General features: G+C 39.1%; 19 protein-coding genes and 1 pseudogene. 17 read left to right on the forward strand and 3 right to left on the reverse strand.

Annotated features, from left to right (window positions below; translation table 11 throughout):
- Positions 1-225: 225 nt before the first annotated feature.
- From LQ203_RS12140 to LQ203_RS12150, 3 genes are all read left to right on the forward strand, one after another.
- Positions 226-582: a YlbF family regulator gene (locus tag LQ203_RS12140; protein WP_230158447.1), complete on the forward strand. Its 357-nt coding sequence runs from the start codon at positions 226-228 to the stop codon at positions 580-582.
- A gap of 149 nt (positions 583-731) precedes the next feature.
- Complete coding sequence (locus LQ203_RS12145; protein ID WP_230158449.1) at positions 732-1,598, forward strand: Cof-type HAD-IIB family hydrolase; 867 nt, start codon at positions 732-734, stop codon at positions 1,596-1,598.
- A 137-nt stretch (positions 1,599-1,735) separates the two neighbouring features.
- On the forward strand, positions 1,736-1,990 hold the full coding sequence (locus tag LQ203_RS12150; protein ID WP_230158451.1) for a transcriptional regulator SplA domain-containing protein: 255 nt from the start codon (positions 1,736-1,738) through the stop codon (positions 1,988-1,990).
- 93 nt (positions 1,991-2,083) lie between these two features.
- Here LQ203_RS12150 and LQ203_RS12155 read toward each other — a convergent pair whose 3' ends face one another.
- Together LQ203_RS12155 and LQ203_RS12160 are read right to left on the reverse strand one after the other, a co-directional pair.
- Positions 2,084-2,365: a hypothetical protein gene (locus tag LQ203_RS12155; RefSeq protein WP_230158453.1), complete on the reverse strand. Its 282-nt coding sequence runs from the start codon at positions 2,363-2,365 to the stop codon at positions 2,084-2,086.
- A 300-nt stretch (positions 2,366-2,665) separates the two neighbouring features.
- Complete coding sequence (locus tag LQ203_RS12160; protein WP_230158455.1) at positions 2,666-3,115, reverse strand: DinB family protein; 450 nt, start codon at positions 3,113-3,115, stop codon at positions 2,666-2,668.
- A gap of 308 nt (positions 3,116-3,423) precedes the next feature.
- Between LQ203_RS12160 and LQ203_RS12165 the strand changes: the two genes are divergently transcribed.
- The 10 genes from LQ203_RS12165 to LQ203_RS12210 all read left to right on the forward strand — a co-directional run bounded on the left by LQ203_RS12165 (position 3,424) and on the right by LQ203_RS12210 (position 10,259).
- Entirely contained in the window at positions 3,424-3,726 is a 303-nt protein-coding gene (locus LQ203_RS12165) for an urease subunit gamma (RefSeq protein WP_230158458.1), read from the forward strand.
- Positions 3,727-3,742: 16 nt separating this feature from the next.
- Positions 3,743-4,057, forward strand: coding sequence for an urease subunit beta (locus tag LQ203_RS12170; RefSeq protein WP_230158465.1), 315 nt, complete (start codon positions 3,743-3,745; stop codon positions 4,055-4,057).
- 4 nt (positions 4,058-4,061) lie between these two features.
- The gene (gene ureC / locus LQ203_RS12175) at positions 4,062-5,771 is read left to right on the forward strand and encodes an urease subunit alpha (protein WP_230158468.1); all 1,710 of its coding nucleotides are present in this window, start codon (positions 4,062-4,064) and stop codon (positions 5,769-5,771) included.
- Between the two features lie 9 nt (positions 5,772-5,780).
- On the forward strand, positions 5,781-6,227 hold the full coding sequence (gene ureE, locus LQ203_RS12180; protein ID WP_230158470.1) for an urease accessory protein UreE: 447 nt from the start codon (positions 5,781-5,783) through the stop codon (positions 6,225-6,227).
- Positions 6,220-6,906 carry an urease accessory protein UreF gene (locus LQ203_RS12185; RefSeq protein WP_230158472.1) on the forward strand — a complete coding sequence of 229 codons (687 nt, stop codon included), beginning with the start codon at positions 6,220-6,222 and terminating at the stop codon, positions 6,904-6,906. The genes ureE and LQ203_RS12185 overlap by 8 nt, the downstream gene beginning before the upstream one ends.
- Before the next feature lie 50 nt (positions 6,907-6,956).
- Entirely contained in the window at positions 6,957-7,574 is a 618-nt protein-coding gene (ureG, locus tag LQ203_RS12190) for an urease accessory protein UreG (protein WP_230158474.1), read from the forward strand.
- Positions 7,571-8,386: an urease accessory protein UreD gene (locus tag LQ203_RS12195; protein ID WP_230158476.1), complete on the forward strand. Its 816-nt coding sequence runs from the start codon at positions 7,571-7,573 to the stop codon at positions 8,384-8,386. The genes ureG and LQ203_RS12195 overlap by 4 nt, the downstream gene beginning before the upstream one ends.
- A 14-nt stretch (positions 8,387-8,400) precedes the next feature.
- Positions 8,401-9,042: a sulfite exporter TauE/SafE family protein gene (locus tag LQ203_RS12200; protein WP_230158485.1), complete on the forward strand. Its 642-nt coding sequence runs from the start codon at positions 8,401-8,403 to the stop codon at positions 9,040-9,042.
- Positions 9,043-9,235: 193 nt separating this feature from the next.
- Positions 9,236-9,631 carry a hypothetical protein gene (locus tag LQ203_RS12205; protein WP_230158487.1) on the forward strand — a complete coding sequence of 132 codons (396 nt, stop codon included), beginning with the start codon at positions 9,236-9,238 and terminating at the stop codon, positions 9,629-9,631.
- Positions 9,632-9,773: 142 nt separating this feature from the next.
- A complete protein-coding gene (locus LQ203_RS12210) occupies positions 9,774-10,259 on the forward strand; it encodes a diadenosine tetraphosphate hydrolase (RefSeq protein WP_230158489.1) in 486 nt (161 codons plus the stop codon).
- 130 nt (positions 10,260-10,389) lie between these two features.
- On the opposite strand, the gene LQ203_RS12215 is transcribed toward LQ203_RS12210, so the two are convergent.
- On the reverse strand, positions 10,390-11,268 hold the full coding sequence (locus LQ203_RS12215) for a dimethylarginine dimethylaminohydrolase family protein (RefSeq protein ID WP_230158497.1): 879 nt from the start codon (positions 11,266-11,268) through the stop codon (positions 10,390-10,392).
- Between the two features lie 278 nt (positions 11,269-11,546).
- On the opposite strand from LQ203_RS12215, the pseudogene LQ203_RS12220 reads away from it, so the two are divergent.
- The 4 genes and pseudogenes from LQ203_RS12220 to LQ203_RS12235 form a co-directional block, all read left to right on the forward strand.
- Positions 11,547-12,512, forward strand: a pseudogene (locus tag LQ203_RS12220) (AMP-binding protein); the annotation flags it as partial.
- Between the two features lie 460 nt (positions 12,513-12,972).
- On the forward strand, positions 12,973-13,731 hold the full coding sequence (locus LQ203_RS12225) for an ABC-three component system protein (RefSeq protein WP_230158499.1): 759 nt from the start codon (positions 12,973-12,975) through the stop codon (positions 13,729-13,731).
- A complete protein-coding gene (locus LQ203_RS12230) occupies positions 13,728-13,961 on the forward strand; it encodes an ABC-three component system middle component 7 (protein ID WP_230158501.1) in 234 nt (77 codons plus the stop codon). Before LQ203_RS12225 ends, LQ203_RS12230 begins: the two co-directional genes overlap by 4 nt.
- Positions 13,945-15,552, forward strand: coding sequence for a DUF2326 domain-containing protein (locus LQ203_RS12235; RefSeq protein WP_230158503.1), 1,608 nt, complete (start codon positions 13,945-13,947; stop codon positions 15,550-15,552). Before LQ203_RS12230 ends, LQ203_RS12235 begins: the two co-directional genes overlap by 17 nt.
- Positions 15,553-15,677 lie beyond the last annotated feature (125 nt).

A 15,677-nucleotide genomic window follows, 5' to 3' on the forward strand; every position in this document is an offset into this window, starting at 1 on the left:
CAAGTGCTTGAGTAATTAGGATTGAAGCATTCTTCTACAAGCAAAACGGAGATTACAAGGAGTCGTTCTTTAAACGAATTGTCGAAAATTCCATACCTAGGGGCGTTGCTTGGTGGGAATATCGGATTATTTCAACTGTTTTATTAGGATGACGTGTAATTCGCAATCGGATTTGTTATAGTGGAAAAGGTGTAGGAATACAATGATTACCGGGAGGGGAAATAAATGAGTAACGTATATGATGCAGCGTATGAAATGGAAAAGGCGATTCGGGCAAGTAATGAATATGCTGACTTGAATCGTTTATATGATCTTGTCAATTCTGATGAAGCAACAAAAGGAATGTTTGAAAACTTCCGTAATCTGCAGATGGCATTGCAGCAAAAGCAAATGATGGGACAGGAGATTGCACCTGAAGAGGTTGAGCAAGCACAAAAGACGGTACAGCTTGTCCAACAAAACCCAACCATTTCACAATTGATGGAAGCTGAACAACGGATGAGTATGGTCATCGCAGATCTTAATAAAATTATCATGAAGCCGCTTGAAGATTTATACGGCTTGCCTGAGCAACAGCAATAAGCTGTTGAAGACTCCCTGCCTCTATATGGTTGGGAGTTTTTTTCTGTCCGAAAAGCATCGTATGCAAGGGTCGTGAACTACTATTTGTTCTACTCTCTAAATTTTAGTCATAAATTTTAAAGAGGATATTACAGATGGGGGAGATCAGCATGGTATATCGTCTACTTGCGGTCAATATCGACGGGACATTGCTCCAGTCGAATGGCCGATTAAATAAATCGACTAAAGAAGCAATCGATTATGTGCACCAAAAAGGTGTCCATGTTGCACTTGTGACGTCAAGGAACTATCACTCCGCAAAAAAAGTGGCCAAAGCCTTAAAAATAAATCCAATGATCGTCGCCCAGCAAGGAGCATTTGTCGGAGCTTCCATTGAAAAACCCATAATGGTAAAAAGAATATCAGAAGAACTGACTGCGGAGCTCGTGCAAATGCTAGAAAAGACAACGTGCCAAATTTTGCTCATTCATGAAAAATACTCGCTTGGCAATCGAGTGAACCTTCCGGAGAATTTACTTGGCAAAACGGTGATGTATTTGAATGATCAAAATATTTATGCTCAAAATTATGTGGATGATATCAGTGAAGAGCTTATTGACCAACCGATGGCACCGACGAAAATAGATATAATATTTTCAGAACAAAGTGACCAAAATGATATGTCGAAGTTAATAAAGGAAATGTTCCCGGAGGTAGACGCGATCTTACATCCAGGCCATAAGATGACAGTTGTTCCAAAGGGAGTTTCAAAATGGAGTGGTGTATTGTATTTAGCCGACCACTTAGAGGTGAAAAGAACGGAGATCGTCTCGATTGGAGATGGATTGGATGATATGGAAATGATAGCTGGTTCTGGTCTCGGTGTGGCCATGGGGAACGCGGATGAAGAAGTAAGGCGAGTGGCAAAATGGGTGACGCGCTCCAATGATCAAGATGGTGTTGCTTACATGCTGAGGGAATTTTTCCGGAAACAGCATCCTATCGATTTTTTGCAGAAGATGAATATGCTTAAGTGAATGATGAGACTCCTTCATATAGAAGGAGTCTCTTTTGCATAATTCCGATTCCCTTGGACTAGTAATTTTCCATAAATAATTCTAACCACCTTTCCATAAACTAAAGAAAATTTAGTAAAGGAAAGGAAGAATTCCAAATGGGTGTAATCAATGCAAAAGAGGTACAAGTCGGTGACGAGGTGTTTGTGATTTATAACAACCCACATGTTCCAACCGTTTCGAATATAAGGGCCGCGGAGATTGTCCCACATCCCAAAAATCCCAATGCAGTCGCGTTGTTCCTGAACGATACATTCCATACGATTGAAGATGATGATGCTTTGTTCACTTCCGAAGCCGCTGCCGAAAAAGCGTATAGCGACTACATGGATAACCATGACCAGATGACTTGAAGGTTCGTTTTCTTGGAGAAGGAACAAAAGAAAGCCCTCGCTTTAGAAGCGGGGGCTCCTGTTAGTTTATGGGGCGGAGCACATAGGGAATGCTCAAAACTCATGGGTAAAGCACAAATTCACGAGTATTTGCTCCGAATTCACGAGTAAAAGCATGGAACTCACGAGTAAACGCTCCAAACTCACGAGTAAAAGCATGAAACTCACGAGTAAACGCTCCAAATTCACGAGTAAAAGCATGAAACTCACGAGTAAACGCTCCAAATTCACGAGTAAAAGCATGAAATTCACGAGTAAACGCTCCAAATTCACGAGTAAAAGCATGAAACTCACGAGTAATCGCTCCGAATTCACGAGTAAAAGCATGAAACTCACGAATAAACGCTCCAAATACACGTGAAAAAGCATGAAACTTTTGTGTGAACGCACAATCTCACATGGCTAGTGCCTGGAGGGAATAAAACAGTGTATTTGACTGGTGAATTTGAGGATGGTCAAGTTAGAACTTTCCCCGGTAAAAGCAAGGTGCCATCCATTCGAATAAGTTGCCTCTAAATGTGAAAAGCACTTCTATGAGGAATTCACATCAGTAACTTCTCCTTTTAAATCCGGTCCTTATTAATAAAAAACTGCCACTCATTTAGGATGCAAAATGAGCGGCAGCTTGTGGCTTTATCAGTTAGTAGATTGAATGAAAAGTTTCATTGCGTGAATTTGTCCAATATGATTCGTTTCGTGCAGGACTGCGAAATTAATGAATTCCCCCACTGTTTCCATTCCTTGGAAAGGTTGTGCTACTTTTTCCGTCAAGCTCTCTTCTGGAATTTCAAGAAGTCGAACAAGCTGTTCTTGCAACTGTTGCTTTAATACTTCTACGGAAGGTACATCCCCGGTCCATTTGGCTGGTTTTGAACCATATCCGAATAGCTGGCTGTAATTAGCAGGCAAATTACTGTTGGAGTTCAATAAAAATTTTTCCGCTGCAGTCAGAACATGTCCAAGATGCCAGTGGATCGTATTATTAAAACCTTCAGGCTGCACATCCATAAACTCAGGATTGACTCCCTCGATTTCTCTTAAAAGACTTCGGCGCATGACTGTCAGCTGATTTTTTACATAATTCATTATACATTCCCCTTTCAATCTATTATTTAAAAAAAGTATCTCCTGGAATTATAGCAAGGGCGTTTCAATATTATCAAATTTAAGCCTTTTCAAAAGAGGGACAATTAAGTTTATTTTAAGGGTTGTAATTGTCAGATAATTCATTATAATTAAAGTGATGTTATGTAATCTTACGTAGTTATGTAAATATAATGAGCATATAGAGGCGAATTATAATAACCGTAATTAAATCTGTGTGAGATGCATCTGGACTTAGTGGGGGGTACCTGGAATATTAGGTGGTTTAGATTGTTAAAAGGAGAGAGGGCATGCGTTTAACAGCAAGGGAACAGGAAAAGTTAATGATTGTAGTGGCGGCAGATTTGGCAAGAAGGCGAAAAGATCGCGGCTTGAAATTAAACTATCCGGAATCCATTGCCTTGATTACCTATGAAATTGTGGAAGGGGCAAGGGATGGTAAATCAGTTTCGGAATTGATGCAATTTGGAAGGACGATTCTTTCAAGTGAAGATGTAATGGAAGGTATCCCTGAGATTATCCATGATATTCAAGTCGAGGCGACGTTTCCGGACGGTACAAAGCTTGTGACTGTTCACGATCCGATTCAGTGAGGGGGGGGGCGAGGCCATGATACCAGGTGAATATATTTTGAAAAAAGAACCAATCGTATGTAACGAAGGTAAGATTTCAACGGTCATAACCGTTATCAACAGGGGAGACCGTCCGATACAGGTTGGCTCACATTTTCACTTTTATGAAGTGAACCTCGGTTTGGAATTTACTCGTGAGGATGCTTTTGGGAAAAGGTTGAACATTCCTGCTGGTACAGCCGTCCGTTTTGAGCCGGGGGATGCCAAGGAAATCGAACTGGTTCCATTCAGTGGGATGAGGGAAGTTTATGGATTAAGCAATAAAACGAATGGTCCGCTTGATAGGGAGTGAAAATATGAGTCATGAAATGTCACGTAAGCAATATGCCGACATGTTTGGTCCGACAACAGGAGATTTAATTAGATTGGCAGATACCGAGCTTTTCATAGAAGTGGAAAAGGATTTTACCAAGTACGGAGATGAAGTGAAGTTTGGCGGGGGTAAGGTGATCCGTGATGGTATGGGCCAACATCCGACCGCTTCAAGAGATGAGGTGATGGATCTTGTATTCACAAACGCGATCATCATCGATTATACCGGCATTTATAAAGCGGATATTGGCGTGAAGGATGGAAATATCGCAGCGATCGGAAAAGCGGGAAACCCCCTATTGATGGATGGGGTGACAATGGTGATAGGGGCCGCTACCGAAATAATTGCAGCTGAAGGAAAGATCGTCACCGCTGGAGGTATTGATGCCCACATCCATTTCATTGCCCCGCAGCAAATCGAGACTGCGCTGTCAAGCGGAATCACGACGATGATCGGCGGGGGAACCGGACCTGCAACGGGAACGAACGCCACGACGTGTACACCGGGTGCTTGGAATATACATAAAATGCTCGAGGCTGCAGATCATTTCCCCATGAACCTCGGTTTTTTAGGCAAAGGCAATTCCTCGGCAAAAGAACCGCTTGCTGAGCAGATAGAGGCTGGTGCGATCGGGCTGAAGTTACATGAAGATTGGGGCACGACGGCTGCAGCGATCGATACAAGTTTAATGGTGGCTGAGGAATACGATGTTCAAGTGGCGATTCATTCAGACACGCTTAATGAAGGTGGTTTCGTCGAGGATACGATCAGAGCGATCGACGGCCGTGTCATTCATACCTATCATACTGAGGGAGCGGGCGGGGGGCATGCCCCTGATATCATCAAGGCGGCTAGCTATCCGAATATACTCCCGTCCTCGACGAACCCAACCCGTCCATACACCATCAATACGTTGGAAGAGCATTTGGATATGCTGATGGTATGCCATCATTTGGATCCATCCGTTCCGGAAGATATCGCTTTTGCCGATTCCCGGATAAGAAAAGAGACGATTGCCGCTGAAGACATTCTGCATGACCTGGGTGTCTTCAGCATGATCAGCTCTGATTCCCAAGCGATGGGGCGTGTAGGGGAAGTCATACTGCGAACATGGCAGACAGCCGATAAGATGAAAAAGCAGCGTGGGAAAATGATGGAGGAGGCAGGGGAAGGGGACAATTTCCGCGTTAAGCGTTATATTGCCAAATATACGATAAATCCTGCAATTACACATGGGATTTCTGAAGTCGTCGGATCTGTGGAAGAAGGGAAATTCGCAGATCTGGTGCTATGGGATCCTGCCTTTTTCGGGGTTAAACCGGACATGATCCTAAAAGGGGGCATGATCGCGCACAGTATGATGGGGGATCCAAATGCTTCGATTCCGACGCCTCAACCCGTGTTATACCGCCCGATGTTTGCAAGTTTTGGAAAGGCAGTTACGAGTACGTCGATTACGTTCCTATCAAAAGCGTCATATGAAGCGGGAATTCATGAAGACCTGGGTTTGAAAAAAATAGTGAAGACTGTCTCGAATATTCGCAATCTTACAAAAAAAGATATGAAGTTAAACGGGGAGACCCCCGTCATAGAAGTTGATCCGCAAACATATGAAGTGACGGTGGATGGGGATTTAATTACGTGTGAGCCTGCGGATATCCTGCCTATGGCGCAACGATACTTTTTATTCTGAGGTGATAGCATGATAGTTGAAGAGATTTTGGGGAATATAGAGTTTGTTGAAAAAAAGGCAAAACATATGGAAAAGGTTTATCTGGAAAGCGATGCATTAAGAAAACGGATTCTAAGGGTTAAAACGGATCATGGCAATGAAATTGGGATACGCCTTAAAGAAAATAAGGGTTTGATGGATGGAGACATCCTTTATATGGATGATAAAAATATGATTGTGATCCAAACGCTAGATGACGATATTTTAACGATCTCGCCTACGACTCTAGGGCAGATGGGTGATATAGCGCATCAATTGGGAAATCGCCACTTACCAGCCCAATTCGATGGTGATGAAATGCTTGTTCAATATGATTATTTAGTTGAAGAGCTTTTGATGGAACTGGAAATACCGTTTCGCCGTGAAAAGAGAAAGGTGAAGCAGGCATTCCGCCATATCGGCCATTCACATGATTGAACGTTTGTTTCCGTTGATCCAGCTTTGTGATTCCAATTTTCCATCTGGGTCGTTCTCCCATTCATTCGGGATGGAAACTTACATTCAAGAGGGGAAGATTCATGATGCAGCTTCATTAAAGGAGTTTTTGAAGGTATACATTTCAAAATCATTAACCTATACAGATGGACTGGGCTGTCGACTTGCTTATGAATTCATAAAAAGTCATAGGGCTGAAAGCGTATGGGATTTGGATGAGTTGCTTTATGCTGCATGTTCCGCCCGGGAATCCAGAGAAGCTTCCAAAAGAATTGGGCAGCAGATGGCTAAACTATGCTCGAATTTATATCCATCTGAAGAATTATCGGCATACTTGAAGAAAATCCATGGAAAACAATGCTATGGACATCCGGCCATTGTATTTGCGCTTGTTTGTACCGAACTGAATCTTTCTGTGGAAATGGCCATTCATGCCTGCTTGTATGCAGCCGTTTCCTCACTAATCCAAAATGCAGTAAGGGGAATCCCTTTGGGTCAGACAGCGGGACAATCCTTGTTGTTATGGACGCATGAGGAAATCCAGACTGCCGTAGGATTTATTAAAGGACTTCCGGAGGATGAACTCGGGAGGACATTGCCGGGGTTGGAAATCGCGCAAATGAGGCATGAACAATTACATGTAAGACTATTTATGAGTTAACTAGAAAAGAGGTGAAAGGTTTGCTTCCTATGGAGGTAAATCGTTTATAGATGAAACAAGTTGTGAAAATTGGTGTAGGCGGACCGGTTGGTGCTGGAAAAACGATGCTTGTCGAGAAGTTGACGCGGGTAATGAAAAATGACTTCAGCATGGCAGTCGTAACGAATGATATATATACAAAGGAAGATGCGTTGTTTTTAATGAAAAATGGTGTACTTCCTGAAAATCGGATTATTGGTGTGGAAACCGGCGGCTGTCCGCATACAGCGATACGTGAGGACGCTTCGATGAATTTTGCGGCCATTGATGAATTGATGGAACTCCATCCGGAACTGGATTTGATTTTTGTGGAAAGCGGCGGTGATAATTTGGCTGCCACCTTCAGTCCTGAACTCGTTGACTTTTCAATCTATATCATTGATGTTGCACAAGGGGAGAAAATCCCCCGAAAAGGTGGCCAGGGAATGATTAAATCGGATTTATTCATCATTAATAAGACGGACTTGGCCCCTTATGTAGGAGCAAGCCTGGAAGTGATGAAACGGGATACATTAAGGACAAGAGGGGACAAACCTTTCTTTTTTACTAATTTAAAAGACGAAAAGGGATTGATTGATGTCGTGAACTGGATAAAGTCAGAGGCGTTTTTTGTAGGTCTTCAGCAGTGAGTTGGACAGGCAGCATCCGCTTAAGGGCGATACTGAAAAATGAACGTACAATAGTGAAGGATAGTTATTCCGACGGGGCATTCAAGTTGTCCCGTCCAGTGTTTCTTGATGAACTTGCACCCACTTATTTTCTCATTCATGTTGGGGGCGGATATGTCGGTGGTGACAAGTACCATCAGCTTTTTTGTTTGGAAGAAGGATCTACAATGACCTTGACAACACAGTCGGCGACAAAGGTATACAAAACGATGGGCGAGCCGGCAAGGCAGGAAACCGATATGGTATTAAAAAAGGGGAGTTTCTTAACCTATGTGCAGGACCCCATAATTGCTTATGAGTCAGCTCGATATATTCAGGATACGACGATACATATGGACAGCGGAGCAGGGGTGCTGCTGACGGATATTTTTACACCGGGCTGGTCAAAGAGTAAGACAGAATTTACATATGATTGGATCCGCTCCAAAATGAACGTGTTCCTTGATGGGAAAAGACTGATCATGGACAACTTGCTTCTGAATCCTTCCGACGAGATGGACTCTGTTCTACTATTGGAGGGATATAGCCATTTCGGCTCATTATTATTGATACATGAAGGGGTGGATGGGGAAATCATGGCCGAACTCGATGAAATGCTTTCCCCGTTAAGATGCAATGTTAGAATAGGTTATTCCCGGCTGCCAATACGCGGTTTGATGCTGCGGGTATTGGCCAATCAAACCCAGCAGATTGAAAAAGTATTTTCTGTTTGTGAGGAACTCTTCCGAAGGAGGGTCCTGCGCGAGGATGCCATTTTTTATCGTAAATATTAGAAAAGAGGGGGTTCATGGAAATGAATATATTGTTGGTTTTAGCGTTTGGATTTGTATTAGGGATCAAGCATGCCCTTGAACCCGATCATATCATTGCCGTTTCTACAATTGCGAGCCAAAGCAAGAAAATATGGAAATCATCACTTGCGGGCGTATTTTGGGGAATTGGCCACACACTTACTTTATTGGTGTTCGGTGTCATCCTGATCCTTTTGAAAAATGAAATTCCGCAAGCCTGGGCAATGTCATTGGAATTTCTTGTGGGAATCATGTTGGTATATTTAGGTGTCACGACGATTTTTTCTTGGAATAATACGCAACATGATCATACAGGGCGGGCTACCTATCTGAAATCCATGTTTGTAGGAATTGTCCACGGACTTGCCGGCAGTGCCGCAATGGTCCTTCTTACAATGGGTACGATAGATGCAGCGTGGCAGGGCGCGATCTACATTATCATATTTGGTGTTGGTACATGCATAGGCATGCTTCTGTTCACGACGATTTTAAGCATCCCCTTTGTCACAAGTACTTTTTCTAAAAAAGTGAATCGTTCACTTATCCGGTTGACAGGTGTGATAAGCATGGTTTTCGGAATCTATTATATGTACAATTTGGGTATCAATGAGAAACTATTTTCAGTTTGGTTTAGTTGAATCCAGGCTGAATGCACAAGGGATATGGAATCATGGACTTTCAAGTCAAAGGCTTGAGGGTTTTTTTTGTTGCTAAAACGATTTTGCGATTTTCTTAATAATAAATAAACAATCCTATTACTCATTTAAGTTGACTAGTATAATGAAATAAATTGGATAATTAATCCATCCAGGTATAAGGAGATGACATGTATTGAAAAGGAAATCATTTCTACTAGCACTTTTCCTATTATCAATATCGTTAACTGCAGGTTGTTCAACTAAGCAAGAACATATCTCCATTCAAAAATATATAGGTAAAACCTATATATTCGAAGCATATAAAGAAAAGATAGAAGTTGAAAGAACAGAAAAAACAAAAGAAATAATAGAGAAGGCTGATTGGACCGAATTCAAGTGGGAGAAGGGCCGTCCCAAGGCGGATTTCATCTTTTATTTTAATGATGATAAAAATGAAGGTAAAATAGCCGTTTATTATGTTTGGGTTAATCCCGATAATCATTTGGTTGAATTGACGCGCGATGAACATAACCGGTATGTACAGTTAAACAGAAAGGATTCTGAAACTTTATTAAGACTGCTGCATTAATGAAAAGGAGAAGATCCGTACTTTCAAAATTCCAGACAAGCATCTTTTTATTGTATTTAGAACTCTCATGTGCCCGAATATCAACAGAGTTAGAGTTATTTAACGTAGCCGGCTTTTTAAGGTGTAATCTTTAGGGGGACTTATGAGGGAAATTACTTTATCTAATGGAAAAACGGTGGAAGTTGAATGTTTAAGCTGTGCTTTGACAAGTGGGGAAGTAGAAGTCGAGGGTGGTGTAATAGTCGAATCTGAATATTTTCATGCTCACCAAGACGTCGCATATCCCATTGTAGGTTTAGTTATTTTAGCATCTAAACGACATATTAAGTGCTTTGATGAACTAAATGAACCAGAAAAGATTGATTACATAAACTTATTATCCAAGATTAGAAAAGCTCAAAGGGAAATATTGGGGATAAAACATGTTTATTATTTTTACAATGAGGATACTACCCACCATTTTCATATTTGGATGGTTCCTCGATATGAATGGATGTACGAGTTTGGACGTTCGGTGGAATCAGTTAGACCGGTTTTGCTGCATGCAAGAAACAGATTGAATGATGTTGAAAATGTAAAAAGTGTAATGGATGGTATCGAGGCATTAAAAAAAGAACTAAACCCTTAATCCTTCCTGTTCCAAAGATGTGTGATTTCCCATAAAAAAATCTATATGAAAGTTTGATAACACCTTATTTAAAAAAGGAGAAAGAAACCGGACTTTCATACAGCAGTCCGGTGAAATCTTCCCTTCAGCTCTAGGCTAGTCCAGTCGTTTTAGTCTTTGTCCTCAATAAAGGCATGGTGCAACAACGGAACGAGCCTCCGGACTTGATGATTTCGCTTATATCGACTTCAATGATTTCATATCCACGTTCACGAAGTTGGCGATTTACTTGTTCATTACATGGGAGACTGAATAATTTTTTATTTCCAATGGAAAGCACGTTGGTTCCTAATGTGAATTGTTCTTCTTTAGTCACTTCAATGACCTCATAACGAGAAGATAATAAATCCAACTCTTTTTTTGTAAAGGACTCTGGAAAAATAAGCGCTTCTGTTGGCGATATAACATTGAAAACGCAGTCTAAATGAAGGAATTTTTCAATGAAAGGAACCGCAATGATATCGTATTCAGGTAATAACGTTTGGAGATGCTTGATGGATGGTTCATCCGTTCTATTACTGATTCCGATATAGATGGTTTTACCATCAATGATGACATCCCCGCCCTCTATATGATTTTTTTGGAGGTTGAAAAATGGGATATCATTCGTTTCGAGCCAAGATTTCAATATAAGTTCTTCACCCTGCCGGATATCTGTAGCCATCTCAGCGACATATACGGTATTGCCAAGAGTGAAACCGATATCTCTAGTAAAGACTTGTTCTGGATATGTAGATTGAGGCGGTAGTTTAATGACTTCAATGCCTTCATGTTCAAGTGCTTTTGTAAAGCGGGCGTGTTGCTCCAAGGCAAGTGCTTGATCGATGTTCTCTTCCTTAAACTCTTTTTGTGTTTCGTTAATGATATCGCGAATCTCCATATAACGAGGTTCGCAGACGATCACCCGTGATAGCTTTGAATATTCACTCGAACAATAAGCCTCTAGTTCATCGTTTATCTGGTTTACCATACATGAGCTCCCTCTAAATATTATTGTATCTTTACTATTACCTCTTTTTTCTAGAAAGAAACATAAAAAATTGCACGTTTAAAAAGAATGGTCTTGTTAATCTTCATTTAACTGTCGGATGCAAGAAAGTTTGATTGAGCTCCCCTTTCTTATGTGAAAATATCTATAATATAAAGCTGGATTCAAAATAATTGTAAAACGTTCCTAGGGAAAAAGGATTATTTTTTTTCTGGTCGAATATATAATGAAGACGTTTTCATTATAAGGGGGAGATTGTAATGATGGATACTCCATTGATCATGACTCAAATCATTGAGAGAGCTGAAAAATATTTTCCGAAGAAAGAGGTAGTTTCGCGTACGGATGGTGGTATTCACACTTTTACATATGCCGAGATTGCTGAGCGTACAAGAAGGCTAACAAGCAATCTTGAAAAATTCGGTATTAAAACAGGTGACCGTATTGGAACACTTGCCTGGAACCATCATCGGCATTTAGAAGCCTATTTTGCGATTCCTTGTCATGGTGCTGTCCTACATACGATTAATATGCGTCTGTCCCCACAACATGTCTCTTATATCGTCAATAGTGCGGAAGATCGATTATTACTGATAGATCCCGATGTCATCCCCCTGCTGGAATCGATTAAAGATGAGTTAACGACGGTGGAAGGATATATTATAATGACGGATAAAGAGGAGCTGCCTGAAACGTCCCTTTCACCTATTTATCATTATGAAAAATTATTAGCGGAAGGGAATCCAAAACAGCCATTCATCCAAGAATTAGATGAAAATGCTCCAGCTGGCATATGTTATACTTCCGCCACGACCGGCAATCCAAAAGGTGTGGTTTACTCACACCGCGGGATTTTGCTGCATGCGATTGCACTGGGGCTTGCCGATTCTACGGCAGTAAGCGAACGGGATGTGGCACTTCCAGTCGTGCCAATGTTCCATGTAAATGCTTGGGGCATGCCTTTTGCCAGCGTTTGGTTTGGAACTAAAATGGTTTTGCCGGGACCCTATTTCACCCCGAAAATTTTGGCCGAGCTTATTGAAACGGAGAAGGTCACAATTGCAGCAGGAGTCCCGACGATTTGGCTGGGATTATTGAAGGAGCTGGAAGAAGGCAGCTATGATACGAGCAGCATTCGCGCTGTTTTATGCGGAGGGTCGGCTGCTCCAAAAAGCATGATTAAAACGTTTGAACAAAAGTATGGGATTCCATTCCTTCATACATATGTTTCTTATTACAGAAAAAAGTATACAGCAAAATAGCCCCAATTGGCAAGATATTAAATGAGCTTTGGAAAGCAATAAAAGTTAATCCAAAAATAAATAAGATTAGTATTCAAGTCTGTGAGCTAATGCTTAGAGATTTTTTGTTGTTTCTTCATTAAAAAAGGGTTGTTATTTTGATTATACTTTTGAGACAGTTGTAGGAGGACTACAGAATGAGCAGGTTAAGAACAAAGTAACTTATGCAATTGAGCTGTACAATACAAGACAGTATACTGTTAAGGGGATTACTGATATTACAGGGATAAGTAAGGCTACATAATATAGAAAGATTAAGGAGCAGGTATGACAGCCTAGCTCTTTATTTATTGTATAATACTGTTGGAAAAAAGAGGATTTGGTTAATTTTTGTAGAATAATTTATAGATTGTACTGTAGTTATAAAGGTGGTGTGATGATTTATATGCCTGATAGAAAGAAGCTTACTCCAAATGAGAATGCAATACTACTAGCAGAAGTTGAAAATATGTGTCCTTTATGCACAAAACCTCTTATGTATGAAAAAGGTGGAAAAAAACATAAATTATTTGAAGGTGCACATATATATCCACTTAATCCCTCAAAAGATGAAAAAGAATTATTAAAGAATGAGGAAAAAATACATGAGGATGTAAATAACCTAACAAATTATATTGCATTATGTACTGATTGCCATACAAAATTTGATACTCCTAGAACAGTTGGGGAGTATAGGTTGTTATTAAGCATCAAGAAAAACATATTGTCTAAGAGTGAGACAAGAGCAAAATATGTTGATTATCAAATTGAATCAGAAATAAAAGATGTCATTACAATGCTTGTAGAGGAATTTAATGAGGCTGAACTTAAACCATTAGAAATGCATGCTCTAAAGTTGGAAGAAAAAGCAAATGAGACATTGGCAAGAATAACAAAAATGAGGATAAGAAATGAAATAACTGAATACTATTATTATATTAAAGAGCAATTTGCTCAACTAGATAGCCAATACCCTAGGTCATTTAATGCAATTGCCTCACAAGTAAGTGCATTTTATATCAGTCTAAGCAGAATTGAGTCATCTCAAGAAGTGATTTATGGGCAACTTACTGAGTGGCTCTCAAAAAAGACTGGCAACAGTAATTTGGGTGCTTGTGGAATTATTATTTCTTTTTTTGTACAAAATTGTGAGGTGTTTTCATGATAGTGCCTAACAAGGTAATTAGTTTTAGTGAGTCAATTATTGGGAAAATGCCAATTATCCTTAAATGTTTATCAAAGGAAGAAATGACAGTAAAGGAATTGTTCTTTACTACACAAGATTACTTTGATGAAATAGATGAGTTTATTTATGCACTTGATGCTTTATTTCTACTTGATGCAATTAAAGTAGATTTTGATAAAGGAGTAGTTACATATGTTAATAAGGATTAAGAGTGCAATATTTTCAGAGGAGACTATAGAGTTTCATGAGGGCTTAAATGTAATATTAGGTGATAATAAAGGCTCTAACTCTATTGGTAAATCAACTTTACTAATGATTTTGGATTTTATCTTTGGGGGAAATACATATACTTCTCATAATAGTGATGTTGTAACAAACTTAGGACATCATTATTTTGGAGCCACTTTTAAATTCAACAACAAAGAATATCATTTTGTTAGAGGTACAGAAAGACCAGATATAGTGTATAGGAGCAACAAAGAATATGAAAATCTACAAGAAATTACAATAAATGATTATACAAAGGAACTAAAGCTCCACTATGGACTAGAATCAGACCAATTAACCTTTAGAGCAGCAGTTAGTACTTTCTCTAGAGTTTGGGGGAAGGAAAACTATAATGTTAAAAAACCCCTACATAGCTTTCCACAAGAAAAGTTTATTCAAACTGTAACAAACTTGATTAAGCTTTTTAACAAATATGATGTTATTGAACTGCATGATAAGGAGTTAAAAAACCTAGAAGAGCAAAAAAAGGTCCTAAACAGTGCAGGAAAACATAAATTCATTCCTAAGATTACTAAAAAAGAGTTTACCAAAAATGAAAAAGATATTGAGTCTCTTCTAAAAGAAATAGAGAGATTGGGGAAAAATGTATATAGTCCATCAGGTGATATTAAAGAAATTGTATCTGATGAAATGATTAACATTAGAAAAGAAAAGAAAAAACTCATAGAGGAAAGAGAATATTATATCTCTAGGTTAAATAGGACAACAAGAACTATAAAAAGAACAGCAAATGCTGGGTTTGAGTCCCTCCTAGAATTTTTCCCAAATGTAAATCTAGAAAAATTGCAGAATATAGAATCATTTCACCAGGGTATTAGTTCTATTCTTACTGAAGAGTTAGAGAATGCAAAAAAAGAGTTAGCAAACAAAATAGATGAGTTAGAGAAAGAAATAAATATAACTATTACAAAGCAAGAGCAGTTATTAAATCCTGATGAAGAAATTAATGTATTTATTGATAGCTTAATTGAATTGTCATCAAGGCTAAAGAACCTCCAACTAGAAAATCAGTATTACAAAAAGTTATCAGGAATCAAAGGGAATGTTGAAACCAAAAAGAGTGAACTTGAAGAGTTAAAAGAAAAAATAGTTAAAGAAATTAACAAAGTTATAAATACTAAATTGAAAGAGATTAATGATTTAATTCATGAGGACAAAAGAACTGCACCTGAACTAAATTTAACTTATAGTAAATATGAATATGAGTTTTTTGATAATACAGGTACTGGGAAAGCATATACCAACTTAATAATTTTTGACTTAGCTATTTTAACACTAACTAAAATGCCTTTTATTATGCATGACTCTTTCCTATTCAAGAATATTGAAAAAGAAGCTGTTGAACAAATTATCAAATTATACAACTCAATGTCAAAACAAGTGTTTATTGCCATTGACATTATTGAAATGTACACTGAGGAAACTCAGAAGATATTAAAAGATAAAAAAGTAATCCAATTAACTAAAGATAAGCTATTGACTACATTAGACTGGAGAGACAGCAAAAAATAAATATAAATGGAGAGCTAGTTTAATCCTAATAACTTTGGGTACTAATCTGTTTAGGGAGGGAGTATAATCCTCTCTTTTTTTATTGTAAATTTTCTGTCAATAAGTTATATTTTGGTAGGGTGATA

This window comes from Peribacillus sp. Bi96, assembly GCF_918698115.1.
Classification (GTDB): Bacteria; Bacillota; Bacilli; order Bacillales; family DSM-1321; genus Peribacillus.

Excerpts from the sequence above, each read along its gene's own strand:
- LQ203_RS12215 (WP_230158497.1), bottom strand. The coding sequence starts at position 11,268 with ATGGTAAACCAGATAAACGATGAACTAGAGGCTTATTGTTCGAGTGAA.
- LQ203_RS12185 (WP_230158472.1), top strand. The coding sequence starts at position 6,220 with ATGATTGAACGTTTGTTTCCGTTGATCCAGCTTTGTGATTCCAATTTT.
- ureE (WP_230158470.1), top strand. The coding sequence starts at position 5,781 with ATGATAGTTGAAGAGATTTTGGGGAATATAGAGTTTGTTGAAAAAAAG.
- LQ203_RS12225 (WP_230158499.1), top strand. The coding sequence starts at position 12,973 with ATGCCTGATAGAAAGAAGCTTACTCCAAATGAGAATGCAATACTACTA.
- LQ203_RS12150 (WP_230158451.1), top strand. The coding sequence starts at position 1,736 with ATGGGTGTAATCAATGCAAAAGAGGTACAAGTCGGTGACGAGGTGTTT.
- LQ203_RS12145 (WP_230158449.1), top strand. The coding sequence starts at position 732 with ATGGTATATCGTCTACTTGCGGTCAATATCGACGGGACATTGCTCCAG.
- LQ203_RS12170 (WP_230158465.1), top strand. The coding sequence starts at position 3,743 with ATGATACCAGGTGAATATATTTTGAAAAAAGAACCAATCGTATGTAAC.
- LQ203_RS12160 (WP_230158455.1), bottom strand. The coding sequence starts at position 3,115 with ATGAATTATGTAAAAAATCAGCTGACAGTCATGCGCCGAAGTCTTTTA.
- ureG (WP_230158474.1), top strand. The coding sequence starts at position 6,957 with ATGAAACAAGTTGTGAAAATTGGTGTAGGCGGACCGGTTGGTGCTGGA.
- LQ203_RS12140 (WP_230158447.1), top strand. The coding sequence starts at position 226 with ATGAGTAACGTATATGATGCAGCGTATGAAATGGAAAAGGCGATTCGG.
- LQ203_RS12235 (WP_230158503.1), top strand. The coding sequence starts at position 13,945 with ATGTTAATAAGGATTAAGAGTGCAATATTTTCAGAGGAGACTATAGAG.
- LQ203_RS12230 (WP_230158501.1), top strand. The coding sequence starts at position 13,728 with ATGATAGTGCCTAACAAGGTAATTAGTTTTAGTGAGTCAATTATTGGG.
- LQ203_RS12210 (WP_230158489.1), top strand. The coding sequence starts at position 9,774 with ATGAGGGAAATTACTTTATCTAATGGAAAAACGGTGGAAGTTGAATGT.
- ureC (WP_230158468.1), top strand. The coding sequence starts at position 4,062 with ATGAGTCATGAAATGTCACGTAAGCAATATGCCGACATGTTTGGTCCG.
- LQ203_RS12200 (WP_230158485.1), top strand. The coding sequence starts at position 8,401 with ATGGAAATGAATATATTGTTGGTTTTAGCGTTTGGATTTGTATTAGGG.
- LQ203_RS12165 (WP_230158458.1), top strand. The coding sequence starts at position 3,424 with ATGCGTTTAACAGCAAGGGAACAGGAAAAGTTAATGATTGTAGTGGCG.